General features: G+C 73.0%; 10 protein-coding genes. 8 read left to right on the top strand and 2 right to left on the bottom strand.

All coding sequences use genetic code 11. The annotated features are described in order from the left end of the window. The first annotated feature begins 48 nt into the window (after positions 1–48). The 8 genes from OG580_RS33365 (at position 49) to OG580_RS33330 (ending at position 11,341) form a co-directional block, all read left to right on the top strand. Positions 49–1,557 carry a peptidoglycan DD-metalloendopeptidase family protein gene (locus OG580_RS33365; protein WP_267047387.1) on the top strand — a complete coding sequence of 503 codons (1,509 nt, stop codon included), beginning with the start codon at positions 49–51 and terminating at the stop codon, positions 1,555–1,557. Positions 1,558–1,639: 82 nt separating this feature from the next. Next, positions 1,640–3,676 carry a family 43 glycosylhydrolase gene (locus OG580_RS33360; protein WP_267047386.1) on the top strand — a complete coding sequence of 679 codons (2,037 nt, stop codon included), beginning with the start codon at positions 1,640–1,642 and terminating at the stop codon, positions 3,674–3,676. A 209-nt stretch (positions 3,677–3,885) separates the two neighbouring features. Then, a complete protein-coding gene (locus OG580_RS33355; RefSeq protein ID WP_267047385.1) occupies positions 3,886–4,059 on the top strand; it encodes a hypothetical protein in 174 nt (57 codons plus the stop codon). A gap of 74 nt (positions 4,060–4,133) precedes the next feature. Continuing rightward, the gene (locus OG580_RS33350) at positions 4,134–4,943 is read left to right on the top strand and encodes a serine/threonine protein kinase (RefSeq protein ID WP_267047384.1); all 810 of its coding nucleotides are present in this window, start codon (positions 4,134–4,136) and stop codon (positions 4,941–4,943) included. Beyond that, positions 4,940–6,451, top strand: coding sequence for a serine/threonine-protein kinase (locus OG580_RS33345; protein WP_267047383.1), 1,512 nt, complete (start codon positions 4,940–4,942; stop codon positions 6,449–6,451). The genes OG580_RS33350 and OG580_RS33345 overlap by 4 nt, the downstream gene beginning before the upstream one ends. Positions 6,452–6,620: 169 nt before the next feature. Beyond that, a complete protein-coding gene (gene helR, locus OG580_RS33340) occupies positions 6,621–8,774 on the top strand; it encodes an RNA polymerase recycling motor ATPase HelR (protein WP_267047382.1) in 2,154 nt (717 codons plus the stop codon). Between the two features lie 151 nt (positions 8,775–8,925). Then, positions 8,926–9,294 carry a helix-turn-helix transcriptional regulator gene (locus OG580_RS33335; protein WP_267047381.1) on the top strand — a complete coding sequence of 123 codons (369 nt, stop codon included), beginning with the start codon at positions 8,926–8,928 and terminating at the stop codon, positions 9,292–9,294. A 76-nt stretch (positions 9,295–9,370) separates the two neighbouring features. Continuing rightward, complete coding sequence (locus OG580_RS33330) at positions 9,371–11,341, top strand: FAD-dependent oxidoreductase (protein ID WP_267047380.1); 1,971 nt, start codon at positions 9,371–9,373, stop codon at positions 11,339–11,341. A gap of 54 nt (positions 11,342–11,395) precedes the next feature. Here OG580_RS33330 and OG580_RS33325 read toward each other — a convergent pair whose 3' ends face one another. Further along, the gene (locus tag OG580_RS33325) at positions 11,396–12,904 is read right to left on the bottom strand and encodes a SulP family inorganic anion transporter (protein WP_267047379.1); all 1,509 of its coding nucleotides are present in this window, start codon (positions 12,902–12,904) and stop codon (positions 11,396–11,398) included. A 421-nt stretch (positions 12,905–13,325) separates the two neighbouring features. Further along, positions 13,326–14,954, bottom strand: a complete 1,629-nt coding sequence (locus tag OG580_RS33320; protein ID WP_267047378.1) for an NAD(P)/FAD-dependent oxidoreductase — start codon at positions 14,952–14,954, stop codon at positions 13,326–13,328. Between the last annotated feature and the right edge of the window lie 47 nt (positions 14,955–15,001).

Below are 15,001 nucleotides of genomic sequence, written 5' to 3'. Positions count from 1 at the left end.
CTGCACCTCCGTCCCGCTCGACCCGAGACGACCAAGGGGAGGAGCCTCGTGCTTCTCGGACTCTCCAGACGCGCACTGACCTGTGTCCTCGCGGCGGCTGCGCTCGTTCCCGCACTGCTGGCGACCACCCCCGCCGCGGCCGGGACCGCCGGTTCCGCGACGGCGTGCCCGGCCACCGGCATCGTGACCCAGCACTTCCACAGCGGCCACAACGGCGTCGACATCGCCGCCGACGTCGGGACGCCGATCCACGCGGTGGGCGACGGCGAGGTGACCATCTCCGGGTACTCCGGCGACTACGGCCAGTGGATCCGCATCCAGCACCCGGACGGGAGGATCTCCGAGTACGGGCACATGTACCGGCGGGACGTCTCCGCCGGCGACCACGTCGTGGCCGGCCAGCAGATCGCCCTGATGGGCTCCGAGGGCAACTCGACCGGTCCGCACCTGCACCTGCGGATCTGGGGCGATCCCTCCGCCTCGTACGGCATCGATCCCGAGCCGTACCTCGCGGAGGGAGGCGTGGTCCTGCCCTGCACCCCGGGCAGCGGTCCTCGTCCCCGGCCGTTGGTGTATCCCGCGGAGTCGGGCCGGGTGGTGGCGGCACGGTCGGCGGACGGACGCCTCGAGGTGTTCGCCGCCGGGGCGGACGGTGTCCATCACGCCTGGCAGCAGCGGGCGAACGGCGACTGGTCGCCCTGGGAGTCCCTCGGCGGACCCGGCAACGCCGAACTCGCCGTCGCGCCCAACGCCGACGGCCGGCTCGAGGTGTTCGCCGTCAACGGCAGCACCCTCCAGCACCGCTACCAGCTCTCCCCGTCCGGTGGCTGGTCGAACTGGGAGGCCTTCGGCGGCGGTGGACGCGACACCGCGGCCGGCGTCAACGCCGACGGGCGCATCGAGGTCTTCGCGTCCGGACCCGTCGGGCTCTTCCACCGGTACCAACTCGCCCCGAACGGCGGCTGGTCGGACTGGGAGCCCACGGGCGGCGGCCCGGCCGACGGCCGTATCGAGATGGAGAAGTCACCCGACGGCCGCCTGGAGGTGTTCGCCCTGAACGGCGACAGTTTCCAGCACCAGTACCAGACTTCCCCGAACGGGAGCTGGTCGCCATGGGGCACCTTCGGTGGCGGCGGCCGTGACCTGACCGCCGACCACAACGCCGACGGACGCCTCGAGGTCTTCGCCTCCGGTCCGGTGGGGGTGTTCCACAAGTACCAGACGGGTCCGACGAGTTGGTCGGCGTGGGAGCCGACCGGCGGCCCGGCGGACTCGCAGCTCACCAGTGAGCGCACACCGGACGGGCGCGTCGAGGTCTTCGCCATCAACGGCACCACCGCGATGCACACCTGGCAGACCGGTGCCAACGCCCCCTTCGGCGAATGGGCCGGCTTCGGCACCGGCGGCACCGAGGTCACCGCCGCCGCCAACGCCGACGGCCGCATCGAGGTCTTCGGCACCAACCCGGCCGGCACCTTCCACCGATGGCAGACCGGTTTCACCAGCTGGTCCGACTGGGGCTGGGTCAACAACACCGCGGGCCCCGCCCTCAACTGACCGGTCCGGCCCGAACCCGACGCGCGGTCGGCCGTCGTCCCCAGCGGGCACGGCCGGCCGCGCGGTCCTTCTGGAGTGAATCATGCTTCCGATCAGCAGGCGGAACCTCTTGCGGGGCGCCGCCGGGGCGACCGCGCTCCCGTTCCTGGGGGCGGCTCCGGCCGAGGCGCGGGCCGCATCGGCCGAGGCCGTACCGCCTCCTCGGTGGGTCGGCGCGGGATCCTTCGCGTACGTCCACGACCCGTCCACCTTCTCCGGCCCGCGCTATCTCAACGACCACACGCTGATCAGGTCCCAGGGCCGCTGGCACCTGTTCGGCATCGTCGGGGACAGCGCGCCGCGCGGCGAAGCCCCGGACAGCGCGGCGGAGATCTCCTTCGCCCATGCCTCCGCTCCGACCCCGCACGGGCCGTGGACCGCCCACGCCGACGCGCTCACCGTCGACCCCTCGTACTTCGGCGAGGAACACCTGTGGGCGCCGCACGTCGTCGAGGCGGGCGGCAGGTTCTGGATGTTCTACGCCGGCGGCGGAGCGGACGGCGCCGCGATCAGCCTCGCCACGTCGACCGATCTGTTCACCTGGACGCGCGAGCCGTCCGGGCCGCTCTTCCGGGGGATCGCGGCGCGCGACCCGATGGTGCTGCGGGTCGGCGGCGAATGGGTCATGTACTACACCGAGTTGTCGGGCCCGGGCGGCCACCACGTCGTCGCCCACCGGCGGTCCGCCGACCTCGTGCACTGGAGCGAGCCGGGCGTCGCCTTCACCGACGCGAGTACGGACACCACCGTCTCGGTCACCGAGTCGCCGTTCGTCGTCGAACGCGACGGCTGGTACTACCTGTTCATCGGGCCGCGCAACGGCTACGAGGGCACGGACGTCCTCGCGTCGCGGGACCCGTTCCGCTTCGAGCTCTCCGGGTACGCGGGCCATGTCGCCGGGCACGCCGTCGAGGTGGTCACCGACGGGGAGGCGTGGTACGCCACGGCCGCCGGCTGGTTCCGGCAAGGGCTGTACGTGGCCCCCCTGCAGTGGCGGGACACTCCCCCGCCGTGGCAGAGCCCGGACAACCCGGTGGCCGGGCTCGACGTCGCCGGCCGGCTGACGGTGTTCGCGCTCGACGCCGCCGACCGCTCGATGCTGCGGCGCGTCCAGGTCGACCCGTACACCGACTCCTGGTCGGAGTGGGAGACCTTCGGAGGGCCCGCGGGTGCGGTGCCCACGCTGGGCCGTGGCACCGACGGCAGGCTGGAGGTCTTCTCGCTCGCGCCGGGCGGCGTCAACCTGCACCACCGGGTGCAGCGTCCGGACGGCGGATGGGGCGACTGGGAGGAGTTCGGCGGCCCGGCCGGAGCCGCCCCCGCCGTCGCGCGCAACGCCGACGGCCGTCTTGAGGTCTTCGCCCTGAGCCCCGGCGGCGCCTCCGTCGCACGGCGACGGCAGACGGCCCGCGGCTCGGCGGCCTGGGACCCCTGGGACCCCGGCTTCGGCGGGGCCTCGGGCGCGCCCCCGGTGGTCGCGGCCAACGCGGACGGCCGTCTCGAGGTGTTCGTCCTCTCGCCCGGCGGTGCCGGGATCCGCCACCGGTGGCAGGAGGCCCCCAACGGCGCCTGGACCGCCGCGTGGCACCCCTTCGGTACGGCGGCCGGCGCCGCGCCGCGGGTCGCCGGGGACGGCAGTGGCCGGCTCACCGTCACCGCGATCGGTCCGTCCGGCGCGGGCACCTTCCTCCGGCGGCAGTCCGTGGCGAGCGGCGGCTGGGACGCGTGGGGGCCCCTGTTCGGCTGGAGCGCCGCCGCCCCGTCGCTCACCGCCAACGCCGACGGCCGACTGGAGGCCTTCTCCCTCGCGCCGGGCGGTGGCCGCCTCAGCCACCGCTGGCAGGTCGCCGCGGGCGGGAGCTGGGATGCCGGTGGGGAGTTCGGCGAGCCGGGCATCAGGCTGGCCGCCACGCCGGCGGTCGCGCTGGACGCCACCGGCCGGAACCACGTCTTCGCCGTCACCGCCGAGGGGCGGATACGGACCCGGGTCCAGGCCCAGCCGAGCGGCGGCTGGCGACCATGGGCCTCGTTCGGCGCTCGCACGATCGCGCCGGTCGTGTCGGGCAGTCCCGCCCTCTGAGGCCGAGGGGCCGAGGAGTGGAGGAGTGGAGGAACGGAGGAGTGAAGGGACGAGGAGTCGAGGAGTCGAGTGCCGCGTAGCGCGTACCGCTTTCAGGCGCGCGGGGTGCGAATCTCGCCACGTGAGAGGGGGAAACGGGACGCCCGGTCCCGCCACGAACCACCCGGACCGTCCCCAACCCCCCTCCGGATGCGGTGACCTTCCCCACCTTGCCCACCGTGCCCGAGGCGCGGAACGTGTCGTCCGCCCGCGACATCGGAGCCGTCGCCCCTACTCCCCAGTACGTCATCCTTGAGGATCCGCTCCCGGGAAGCGCCCTCGCGGGGAGCGACACCGAGCGTCCACGCGTCGCGGGCGCCGATGTGGCCGAAGTACGCCGGTGAACTCCCCTACGAGATGAGTATCGTTCCGCACGTCCGACAACGGTGACGGGTGGAACGTGTGGACGGGGGGATCGATGAGCGGCGTGGTCGTCCATCTGCCGCCGGGGAGCGGTGGCGCCGACGGCGGTGAACCGTGCGGTGACGCGGTGACGTTGCGGCTCGGCCCCGGCGAGGTGGCCCGTTTCGGACGGGGCTCCGCGACGACCCCGGTCGAGCTCCGGCTCGCGGACGCGGCGATCTCCCGGCTCGCCGGGGAGATCCGCGTGACCGACGACCACTGGCAGCTGACGAACCACAGCTCCACCCACAGCTATCTGGTGGAGAACCCGGAGGGAGCCGGCGAGTACCTGCGGGTTCCGCCGCGCCGGGTGGGGGCGCCCGTCCCCTTCGAGTTCGCGCGCGTCGTGCTGCCCACCCGTGGCGACGTCCCCGTCTCCTTCCAGGTGTTCGCGCCCGACCACCTCTATCTGGACCCGGACGCGATGGGCGTCCCCTGGGGCAGCCGTACCGTCACCGCGTACTCCCTGGACGAGACGGCCACGTACTTCCTCGTCCTCGTCGCGCTCTGCGAGCCCCGCCTGCGCGACCAGTCCCGTGTGGCGGTCCCGACGACACCGCAGATCGTCGAGCGGCTGGCGGGACACCTCGCCGGCGGTACGCCGACCGCGCGGGCGATCAGCTCGCACATCGACTACCTCGCCGAGGAGAAGCTGCGCATGTGCCTCCCGGGCTCCCACGAACCGGGGAAGGGCGACCGCCGCAACGGCAAGCGGGAGGAGATCGTCGGGCTCGCGCTGCGGTTCGGCCTCGTGCGGGAGGAGCACCTCGCGCTGCTGCCGCCCCTGACGGGGGCGGGCGGGCGGGAGCGGCCGACCGCGCGATGACCGCGCCGCACGGTGTGGGCGGGGCGGGTGGCCTGGACGACGCCCGGGAAGCCGACGATCGTACGGAGTTGCTCCCGCCCGGATACCGGGTGGCGGGCTGGGTGGTCACCGAGCTGATCGGGGCCGGCGGCTGGTCCACGGTCTACGCGGCGCGCCGCGCCGACGACGGGGCGGACCTCGCCGAAGGCGTCCCGGACCGCGCCGGAGACGGACCCGGCCGTGCCGAGGGCGGACCCGACCGCGCCGGAGGCTCGCCGGGCCCCCTCGACGTCGCGCTCAAGGTCATGCCGACCGCCGGACTCGCGCCGCGCCAGGCGCGCAGGATCGTGGACTCCGCCCGTCGTGAGGTCGAGCTCGGGCGCCGGGCCGGACATCCCCGGCTGATCGGTCTCCTGGAGTCCTTCGTCCTCTCCGCACCGGACCGGCCCGCCCTCGACGGCGCGATCGTGCTCGTCATGGAGCGGGCCGCGGGCAGTCTGCGGGAGCTCCTCGACGCGGGGGTGCCGGAGGCCGACCGGGGCCGGCTGATCGCGGGAATCTGCGAGGGGCTCGCCCATCTCCACCGGTCGGGCTGGGTCCACGCCGATCTCAAGCCGGAGAACATCCTGCTGGGCGCGGACGGTTCCGTGAAGCTCTCGGACTTCGGCATCGCCACCGAGCTGACGGGGACGCACGGGTACGCGCCTCCGCTGGGCACCCTGGACTACCTCCCGCCCGAACGCTGGCGGGCACCCCTCGGGGAACTCGGCGTCCAGGTCAGGCCGAGCGTCGACGTCTGGGCGCTGGGCATCGTCATCCACGAGGTGTTCGCGTCCGGTGCCTCGCCGTTCCCCGGCGCCACGCCCATGGCGAGGGGCGCCGCCGTCCAGGAGTACGGCGAGGGGCGTGCACCGCTGCGCATGGACCATGCGGTGCCGCCGTTCTGGCGCGCGCTGGCCGCCGACTGCCTCGCCCCGACGCACACGGCGCGCGCCCCGCACACCGCCGAGAGCCTGCTGATCCGCATCACCGCCGGCCAAGGGGCGCCGGGGAAGGGCCCGGGACGGCTGCGGGCCCGGGCGCGCGCCGTCCTCCTCGCCGCCGCGCTCTGCGGGACGGCCGGGGCGACGTTGTGGTCGGACGCGGTACGGGAGGGCTCGACGGTGGCGTACGGACGCGCGGGCGCGACGGGGGGCACGGTCCGGGTCTTCAACGCGGAGCGGGGCTGCCAGGACCGGGTCGACCGGGATCCGCAGTGCAGTCTGGGCCTGGCGGTCGATCCGCGGCGTCCGTACACCGCGGACAACGTCGTACCGACCCGGGTGTGGCACGGCGACGTCCTCGCCGCCGACTGCCGGGTGACGGACGGTCAGCCCATCGTCGACGAGGCGGACCTGCAGTCCACGCAGTGGTTCCGCGTCCGTCTCCCGCATGGCTCCGCTCTTCCCGCGGCCTGGCTGCCGGCCGTACGCACCAAGGACCGGCCTGTGCTGCCGGAATGCCCGAGGGGCGCGGTGACGGGAAACTGATCTCGACCGTCCGAGGCGAACGGGAGGGGGTGGAGACATCGAAGGGGGAGTACGCACCCCTTGCCACTTTTACCTTATAGCGCACTGGGGGGCTTGCGGCAAGGCCCCGGTCGTCCCGCAGAATCTCCCTCCTGACCCAGGAACCTGCCTCAACGGGAGAACCACGAAGTTGACCACCAGCACGTTCGACCTTCCCGACCGCCTCTCCGCCAAGGCCGACCCGGCGCTCGTCGCCGGCGACGAGAAGCACTTCGCGGACATCGCGGAGAGCCTGGAGCAGGTGATCGCCGAACTGTCCGACCGACTCGACACGGTCCGCAGGGCTCCCGGCGGCATCGGCCGCGAGGCGATGGAGCGCGACGTGGAAGTCCATCGGCTGACCGCGCGCCTGCGCGCGCTGCGCCGCTTCGGTCTCGACCTGTGCCTCGGGCACATGGTCACCGCCGACAGCTCCGAGCCCCTGTACGTCGGACGGCTCGGGCTCACCGACAGCTCGGGCCGCCGGCTGCTCGTCGACTGGCGCTCCCCCGCTGCCGAGCCGTTCTTCGGCGCCACCCACGCCAACCCGATGGGGCTGGCGAGCCGCCGTCGGTACCGCTGGACGCGCGGCCGGATCAGCGACTACTGGGACGAGGTCTTCGCCTCGGACGGGTTCGCCGGGCACGCCGCGCTCGACGACCAGTCCGCCTTCATCGCCAGCCTGGGCACCAACCGGTCGGCCCGGATGCGTGACGTCCTGGGCACCATCCAGGCCGACCAGGACGCCATCATCCGTGCCGGGTCCCGCGGCGCGCTCGTCGTCGACGGCGGTCCCGGTACGGGCAAGACCGTCGTCGCGCTGCACCGCTCCGCGTACCTCCTCTACTCCGACCCCCGCCTGGGTCACCGTCGCGGCGGAGTCCTCTTCGTCGGCCCGCACGACCCGTACCTGGCCTACGTGGCCGACGTCCTGCCCAGCCTCGGCGAGGAGGGCGTGCAGACGTGCACCCTGCGCCACCTCGTCCCCGAGGGAGCGGGCGCACCGAGCGAGACGGACCCGGAGGTGGCCCGGCTGAAGTCGTCCGCCGACATGGTCCGGGCCATCGAGAAGGGCGTCCGGTTCTACGAGGACCCGCCCACCGAGGGCATGACCGTCAGCACTCCCTGGTGCGACATCCGGCTGAGCGCCGAGGAGTGGGTCGAGGCGTTCGAGGCGCCGGGTCCGAGCACCCCGCACAACGAGGCACGGGACCTGATCTGGGACGAGCTGGTCACGATCCTGTGGGACAAGTACGAGGGCGAGGGCATGGAGGACGCCGTGTCGCCCGAGCAGTTCCGGCAGGCGCTGCTGCACGACAAGGAGCTCGTCGACACCCTGCACGGCGCCTGGCCGCTGCTCGAACCGACCGATCTCGTCGGAGACCTGTGGTCGGTCCCCGCCTATCTCCGGATGTGCGCCCCCTGGCTCGGCCGGGACGAGGTCCGGATGCTGCAGCGCGCGAACCCGCAGGCCTGGACGGTGTCCGACCTGCCGCTCCTGGACGCCGCCCGGCAGCGGCTCGGCGACCCGAAGGCGTCGGCACGCAGGCGTCGGCACGACGCCTCCGTCGCCGCCGAGCGCGAGCGCATGGCGGGGGTCATCAGCGACATCGTCGAGGCCGACGCCGACGGCGAGGGCGCGGTGACGATGCTGCGCGGGCGGGACCTGCAGGACAGCCTGATCGACGAGTCCGCGCTGCCCGGCGCCGACGTGGACCCGCTGGCCGGCCCGTTCGCGCACATCGTCGTGGACGAGGCGCAGGAGCTGACCGACGCGGAGTGGCAGATGCTGCTGCTGCGCTGCCCGTCGCGGAGCTTCACCATCGTCGGGGACCGCGCCCAGGCCGGGCAGGGGTTCACCGAGTCGTGGCGGGAGCGGCTGGAGCGGGTCGGACTCGACCGGGTCGAGGTGGCCTCGCTGAGTGTCAACTACCGGACGCCGGAGGAGGTCATGGCGGAGGCCGAGCCGGTGATCCGCGCCGCGCTCCCCGACGCCAACGTGCCGACCTCGGTCCGCAGCAGCGGTGTTCCCGTGGTCCACGGATCCGTCGCGGAGCTGGACGCGGTCCTCGACACCTGGCTCGCCGAGCACGCCGACGGCATCGCGTGCGTCATCGGCGATCCGACGTTCCCGGCGACGTCCCGCGTCCGCTCGCTGACCCCGCAGCTGTCGAAGGGGCTCGAGTTCGACCTGGTCGTGCTCGTCGCCCCGGAGACGTTCGGGGAGGGCATCGAAGGGGCGGTCGCCCGGTACGTCGCCATGACCCGGGCGACCCGGCAGCTCGTCGTCCTCACGAGTTCCTGACGTCGGCGGTCGGCGGCGACACGGACACCGGCACCGGCACCGGCACCGGCACCGGCACCGACACCGACGAGGGCGAGGGCGAGGGCGAGGCCTTCCCGGCCTGTGCCGCAGCACCGGCCGCCGATGGTTCGACATGTGTCAACATAGACACATGTCGAACAACATCGCGCTGTCGGTGATCGAGCCCGACGTCACCCCCTGCTGTCCGCCCCTCACGGAGCGGCCGCTCACCGCGGACGAGGCCGAGCGGACCGCGAGGATGTTCAAGGCGCTCGGCGACCCGGTCCGCCTCCGGCTCTTCTCCGCCGTCGCCTCCCACGAGGGCGGCGAGGCCTGCGTCTGCGACATCTCCGACGTCGGCGTCTCCCAGCCGACCGTCTCCCACCACCTGAAGAAGCTCAGGGAGGCCGGGCTGCTCTCCTCCGAGCGGCGCGGCACCTGGGTGTACTACCGCGTCGAACCGTCCGTGCTCGCCGCCATGGGCGCGCTCCTCACCAAGGCCGCCGGGCACGACAAGTAACGGTTCGAGTGGTTTGCGTCCCCGTCCGTGTGAACGGGCTGGATCGGCGACGCCGGGACGCCGAGTGTGGGCCGCGATGAGTACACACGACACGCCCACTCCGGACATCAACCCTCCGGACCTCGGCATTCCGAGCACCCGTACCCCCTCACGGCGTTCCGTGGTCACCGCGACCGGCGCCTCGGCGCTCGCCGCCGGGCTCTCGGCGGCCTCCGGCGCCCCCGCGACCGCGTTAGCGCCCGCCGCCGCGCCGCCCGGCACCGACCCCCGGTCGTACCGCACGGTCGCCCGCGCCATCGCCGTCTACGACGAGCGGGACCGACCCCTCGTCCCCGGCTACCTGAAGATCATCGAGAACGGCCTGCCCGCCGGCCGCGCCAGGGCGACGAAGCGGGTCCTCGTCATCGGCGCCGGACCGGCCGGCCTGCTCGCCGCCGACCTGCTCAACCGGGCCGGCCACGACGTCGTCGTGATCGAGGCCAACGGCAACCGCGTCGGCGGCCGCATCAAGACGTTCCGCAAGGGCGGCCACGAGAACGGCGAGCAGCCCTTCGCCGACCCCCTGCAGTACGCCGAGGCCGGGGCCATGCGGCTGCCCGAGAGCCACCCTCTCCTCATGGCGCTGATCGAGAAGTTCGCGCTCGCACGCCAGGAGTTCTACCTGGTGGACGTCGAGGTCGAGAACCCGACGAAGCAGGCCAACCGCACCTGGATCCACGTCAATGGCGTCCACATGCGCCGGGCCGACTACGAGAAGAACCCCGCGAAGATCAACGACACCTTCGGGGTCACCGGTGCCGACCGCACCCGGACCGCCGCCGCCATCCTCGCGGACGCCCTCGAACCGGCGCGCCGGCTCATCCGCGACAAGGAGGGGACGGCTCTCGTCGACGGCTGGGTCGAGATCCTCCGGGAGTACGGCCACTGGTCCATGTACCGGTACCTCACCGAGGTCGCCGGACTCGACACGAGGACCATCGACCTCATCGGCACCATCCAGAACCTGACCTCGCGGCTGCACCTCTCGTTCATGCACAGCTTCCTGTCCGCCGCGCTCATCGACCCCAGGACCAGGTTCTGGGAGCTCAAGGGCGGCACCGGCGTGCTCGCCGACGCGCTGTACGCGCCGGTGAAGGGCAAGGTGCGGCTCGACAGGCGCGCCGTACGCATCGACCGCCTCGGCGGCAAGGTCAGGGTGCACACCGTCGCCGAGGACCACCAGGCAGGCGAGGAGGGGGTCACGGAGGTCTTCGAGGGCGACGAGGCCGTCATCACCGTCCCCTTCTCCGGACTGCGCCACGTGACCTTCAACCCTCCGCTCGGGTACGGCAAGCGCCGGGCGATCACGGAGCTGCACTACGACGCCGCGACCAAGGTGCTGCTGGAGTTCTCCCGTCGCTGGTGGGAGTTCACCGAGGCGCAGTGGAAGGAGGCGCTGAACTCCATCGACGACCGGCTCTACGAGCGGTACCGGGCGGGTACGGTCGAGCACGGCGCCTACCTGGGCGCGCACCGGTCCGTGAAGGACCTGGGGGTGTCGATCCCCGACGGCCTCAAGGAGTACTTCTCCGTCTTCCGCCCGGCCGCGCGCCGCGATCCCGAGGCCTCTCACGTCCGGGGCGGCGGCACGGTCAGCGACAACGCCAACCGCTTCATGTACTTCGAGCACGCGCACCCGATGGAGGGCAGCGACGGCGGCGTCATGCTCGCCTCCTACAGCTGGGCCGACGACGCCCTCAAGTGGGACGCGTTCGCCGACGAGGAGCGGTACCTGCGGGCGCTCGCCGGAGTGCAGGCCGTCTTCGGCCGCCGCTGCGAGGTGTTCTTCACCAACAAGTGCAAGACACAGTCGTGGATGCGTGACCACTACGCGTACGGGGAGGCGTCCGTGCTCTTCCCGGGCCAGCACACGGAGCTGTTCCCCGACGTCCCCACCTCCGAGGGGCCGCTCCACTTCGCCGGGTGCCACACCTCCATCAAGCCCGCCTGGATCGAGGGCGCCCTCGAATCCGCCGTCCGGACGGCGCTGAAGGTCCACACGGGCTGACGGCGCCGACGGGTACGGGGGACGGCGTCGGACCGGGTCGGTGGTCCGGCGCCGTCACCCGGGGGTGAGCTCGCCGCTGAGCCGGTCGTGGAGCGCGGCGCTGGGGGCGTTGAGGCCGGTGATCTCCACGGTCTTGCCGCGCTGGGCGTACCTCGCCGTGACGGCGTCGAGGGCGGCGACGGAGGACGCGTCCCAGACATGGGCGGAGGACAGGTCGACGACGACCCTGTCGGGGTCGGTGGCGTACGCGAAGCGGCCGACGAGGTCGTTGGCGGAGGCGAAGAACAGCTCGCCGGTGACCCGGTAGACGGCCGTGGACCCGTCGGGGTCGGTGACGGCCGTGACGTCGGCGACGCGGGCGACCCGCCGGGCGAAGATCACCATGGCGGTGACCGACCCGCCGACGACACCGACGGCGAGGTTGTGGGTGGCCACCACGGCCACGACGGTGATCGTCATGACGGCGATCTCCCCGGCGGGCATCCGCCGCAGGGTCTTCGGGGCGACGGAGTGCCAGTCGAAGGTGGCGAAGCAGACCATCACCATGACGGCGACGAGGGCGGCCATCGGGATCTCGGAGACGACCGGGCCGAAGACGATGCACAGCACCATGAGGAACACGCCGGACAGGAAGGTCGACAGGCGCGTGCGGGCGCCGGAGACCTTCACGTTGATCATCGTCTGGCCGATCATGGCGCAGCCGCCCATGCCGCCGAAGAGGCCGGTCACGATGTTGGCGATGCCCTGACCGATCGATTCCCGGGTCTTGCTGGAGCGGGTGTCGGTGATCTCGTCGACCAGCTTGGCCGTCATCAGCGACTCCATCAGGCCGACCAGTGCCATCGCGAGCGCGTACGGGGCGATCAGCGTCAGGGTGTCGAGCGTGAAGGGCACGTCCGGCAGGCCGGGCACGGGCAGCGAGGACGGCAGGGCGCCCTTGTCGCCGACGGTCGGGACCGCGATTCCGGCCGCCACGGTGATGACGGTGAGGATGACGATCGAGACCAGCGGGGCCGGGACGACCGTGGTGACCTTCGGGAAGAACACCATCAGCGCGAGCCCCGCCACGACCAGCGGGTAGACGGCCCAGGGGACGTCCCGAATCTCCCGGATCTGGCCCATGAAGACCAGGATCGCGAGGGAGTTGACGAAACCGACCATCACCGACCGTGGGATGAACCGCATGAGCTTCGCCACCCCCAGCGCCCCGAGGACGATCTGGAAGCCGCCGGCGAGGATGACGGCGGCGACGAGGTAGCCGAGCCCGTGCTCACGGTTGAGCGGCGCGATGACGAGGGCGACGGCGCCGGTGGCCGCGGAGATCATGGCCCGCCGGCCTCCGACGACGGAGATCACCACGGCCATGGTGAAGGAGGCGAACAGGCCGATCGCCGGGTCCACTCCCGCGATGACGGAGAACGAGATCGCCTCGGGGATCAGCGCGAGCGCGACCACCAGGCCGCCGAGCACCTCGGTACGCCAGACCTTCGGATCACGCAGCCAGTCCGGCTTCAGGCCGCGCAGGCGCGCGACCGGGGACGGGGCGGTGGCAGAGGAGGACACGGGAGACGGGAACCTGTCGTGCTCGGGCACACCCGGTACGACAGGCCGGGGCGTGCGGGACGACGCGGAGGAACCGGGTCGGCACCCCGCGCACGGCCCCGCGACACGCGGGTCGGCATGCGGGGCGGGAGGACCGGCGCGCGACGGGCGTGGAGCTCGTCCGGCCGGCTGTGCGGCAGGACGGGTGCGCACCGCTCACACGCGGGCCACTCTACCCCGGCGCAGGGGCGGAGCCCGGCGGGGCCAGGGCAGGTGCGCGGCGGGTGCGGGGCCCGCGACCGCCCGCGCGGGTGCCCGCGACGGGACGGTCGGGGGTGCCCGCGACGGCAAGGGCGGGGCCCGCGACGGAGCGGCGACGGACCCGTACACGGACCCGCGCGGGGGCCCACCGGATTCGTTCCGGCGGGCCCGCGCGCCGTGCCTACAGCACGCCGAGGTCCGTGAGGATCTCGTCGGCCGCGCGGCGGCCCGACTCGGCGCCGCCCTCCATGTAGCCCTGGGCCACTTCGGAGGTGTGCTCGCCCGCGAAGTGGGTGTTGCCCTGGCGGACGCCCTCGTAGCCCGCGTACTGGTGCGCGTACCCGGGGGGCCAGGCGGAGTACGAGCCGCCCGCGTTCGGGTTGAGCGGCCAGGCGGCGAGCGTGGCCTTGCCGGTCCAGTGGGCGGTCAGGCCCGGGAAGACCGGTTCGAGCTGGGCGAGGGCCTGCTGGGCGTAGGCGGCGATCTGCGGGTCGGCCGCCGTGCGGAACGGCGTGGACGGGGTGAAGTCCGCCGCGTGGCTGCCGCCCGAGTAGACCGTGAGGATGCCCTTTCCGCCGGGCTGGGCCCTGCTGGAGTCCCAGGAGGTCTGGTAGCCGGTGTCGCTCATCGTGCTGCCGGAGGCGATGCCCCACGGGCCCGAGCCGTTCCAGTGGCGGGTGTCGAACTGCATCGACAGCTTGCAGTTCTGGCCCATCGTCATCGCGGCGATGCCGGCCCGCTTGCGGCTGTCGAAGCCGGCGGTGGACAGGTTCAGCTGCTGGAGCACGCCGACCGGCAGGGCCAGCACCGTGTGGTCGGCGAGCACCGTCTGCGGACAGCCGTCGACGGTGAAGGTGAGCGACTGGCGGCCGCCCGCCGCGGCCGCCACCTTCGTGAGCCGCCAGCCGTGGCGTACGGTCCCCGGGGGCAGGGCGGCGGCGATGGCCTGCGGGATGCGCTGGTTGCCGCCGCGGACGCGGTAGCGGGTGTCGCTCTCCCCGAACAGCGCGAAGCTGTTGGGGACGGGCTGGTAGGCGAGCAGGCCGACGATGCCGAGCGCCGACGAGGCGTTGGTGTCCACGCCGAACTCGGTGGTGTAGGCGACGTCGAGGAGCTGTCCGAACGGAGAGCTGTGCCCGCCCGGGACGCGGGTCGCGATCCATTCATGGATGGTCATGTTCGACAGGGTCACCGCGCCGGGGCCGTTGACGGAGTTCCAGGCGACGGGCCAGTTGAAGGTGGCCTCGTCCTGCTGGAGGACCGGCTTCAGCTTCTTGAAGTCGGCGCTCGCCTGGGCGTAGGTGTAGTACGCGCCGTCGAAGCGGTAGACCTCGGTGGAACCGGCGGGCTCGGCGGCGCGCAGGTCGTCGAGGGGCAGGCCGAAGCGGGAGGCGAGCGACTGCATCACGACGTGCGGGGTGTCGATCATCTCCCCGCCCCACTCGGAGGTCTGCCCGTCGGCCCAGTAGGCGCCGGCGGGGTTGGAGTACATCCGGCCGCCGACCCGGGTGTCGGCCTCGTACACCGCGCAGGCGATGCCGTGGTCGGCCAGTTGGAGGGCGGCGGAGAGTCCGGCGATGCCGGCGCCGATGATCGCGACCACCGGCGGGGTGGCGGTGGCGGCGGAGGCATGGGCGGTGGAGGCCGTGGCGACGCCGGTGGTGGCGGCCAGGCCCACGCCGGCGGCGAGTCCGCCGAGGACGGAGCGGCGGGAGAGCGCCCCGGCCTGACCGGCGGCGGCGATCTCGGCGGCGGTGGCGTGTTCGGCGACGATCCGGCGCAGCATACGGGCCGGTGCGGTGCGTGCCATGTACGGCTCCTTCCAAAGGGGGGCCGGTTCCCTGGGGAGGGGAACCG

The sequence above is a fragment of the Streptomyces sp. NBC_00094 genome, from assembly GCF_026343125.1.
Taxonomy (GTDB): Bacteria; Actinomycetota; Actinomycetes; order Streptomycetales; family Streptomycetaceae; genus Streptomyces.
Note: the sequence above shows the minus strand (reverse complement) of the source record. Positions and strands in the feature narration are given on the sequence as shown.

Bases quoted from the DNA above. Each gene is read 5' to 3' on its own strand.
- OG580_RS33335 (WP_267047381.1), top strand. From the start codon at position 8,926: ATGTCGAACAACATCGCGCTGTCGGTGATCGAGCCCGACGTCACCCCC.
- OG580_RS33345 (WP_267047383.1), top strand. From the start codon at position 4,940: ATGACCGCGCCGCACGGTGTGGGCGGGGCGGGTGGCCTGGACGACGCC.
- OG580_RS33330 (WP_267047380.1), top strand. From the start codon at position 9,371: ATGAGTACACACGACACGCCCACTCCGGACATCAACCCTCCGGACCTC.
- OG580_RS33350 (WP_267047384.1), top strand. From the start codon at position 4,134: ATGAGCGGCGTGGTCGTCCATCTGCCGCCGGGGAGCGGTGGCGCCGAC.
- OG580_RS33320 (WP_267047378.1), bottom strand. From the start codon at position 14,954: ATGGCACGCACCGCACCGGCCCGTATGCTGCGCCGGATCGTCGCCGAA.
- OG580_RS33360 (WP_267047386.1), top strand. From the start codon at position 1,640: ATGCTTCCGATCAGCAGGCGGAACCTCTTGCGGGGCGCCGCCGGGGCG.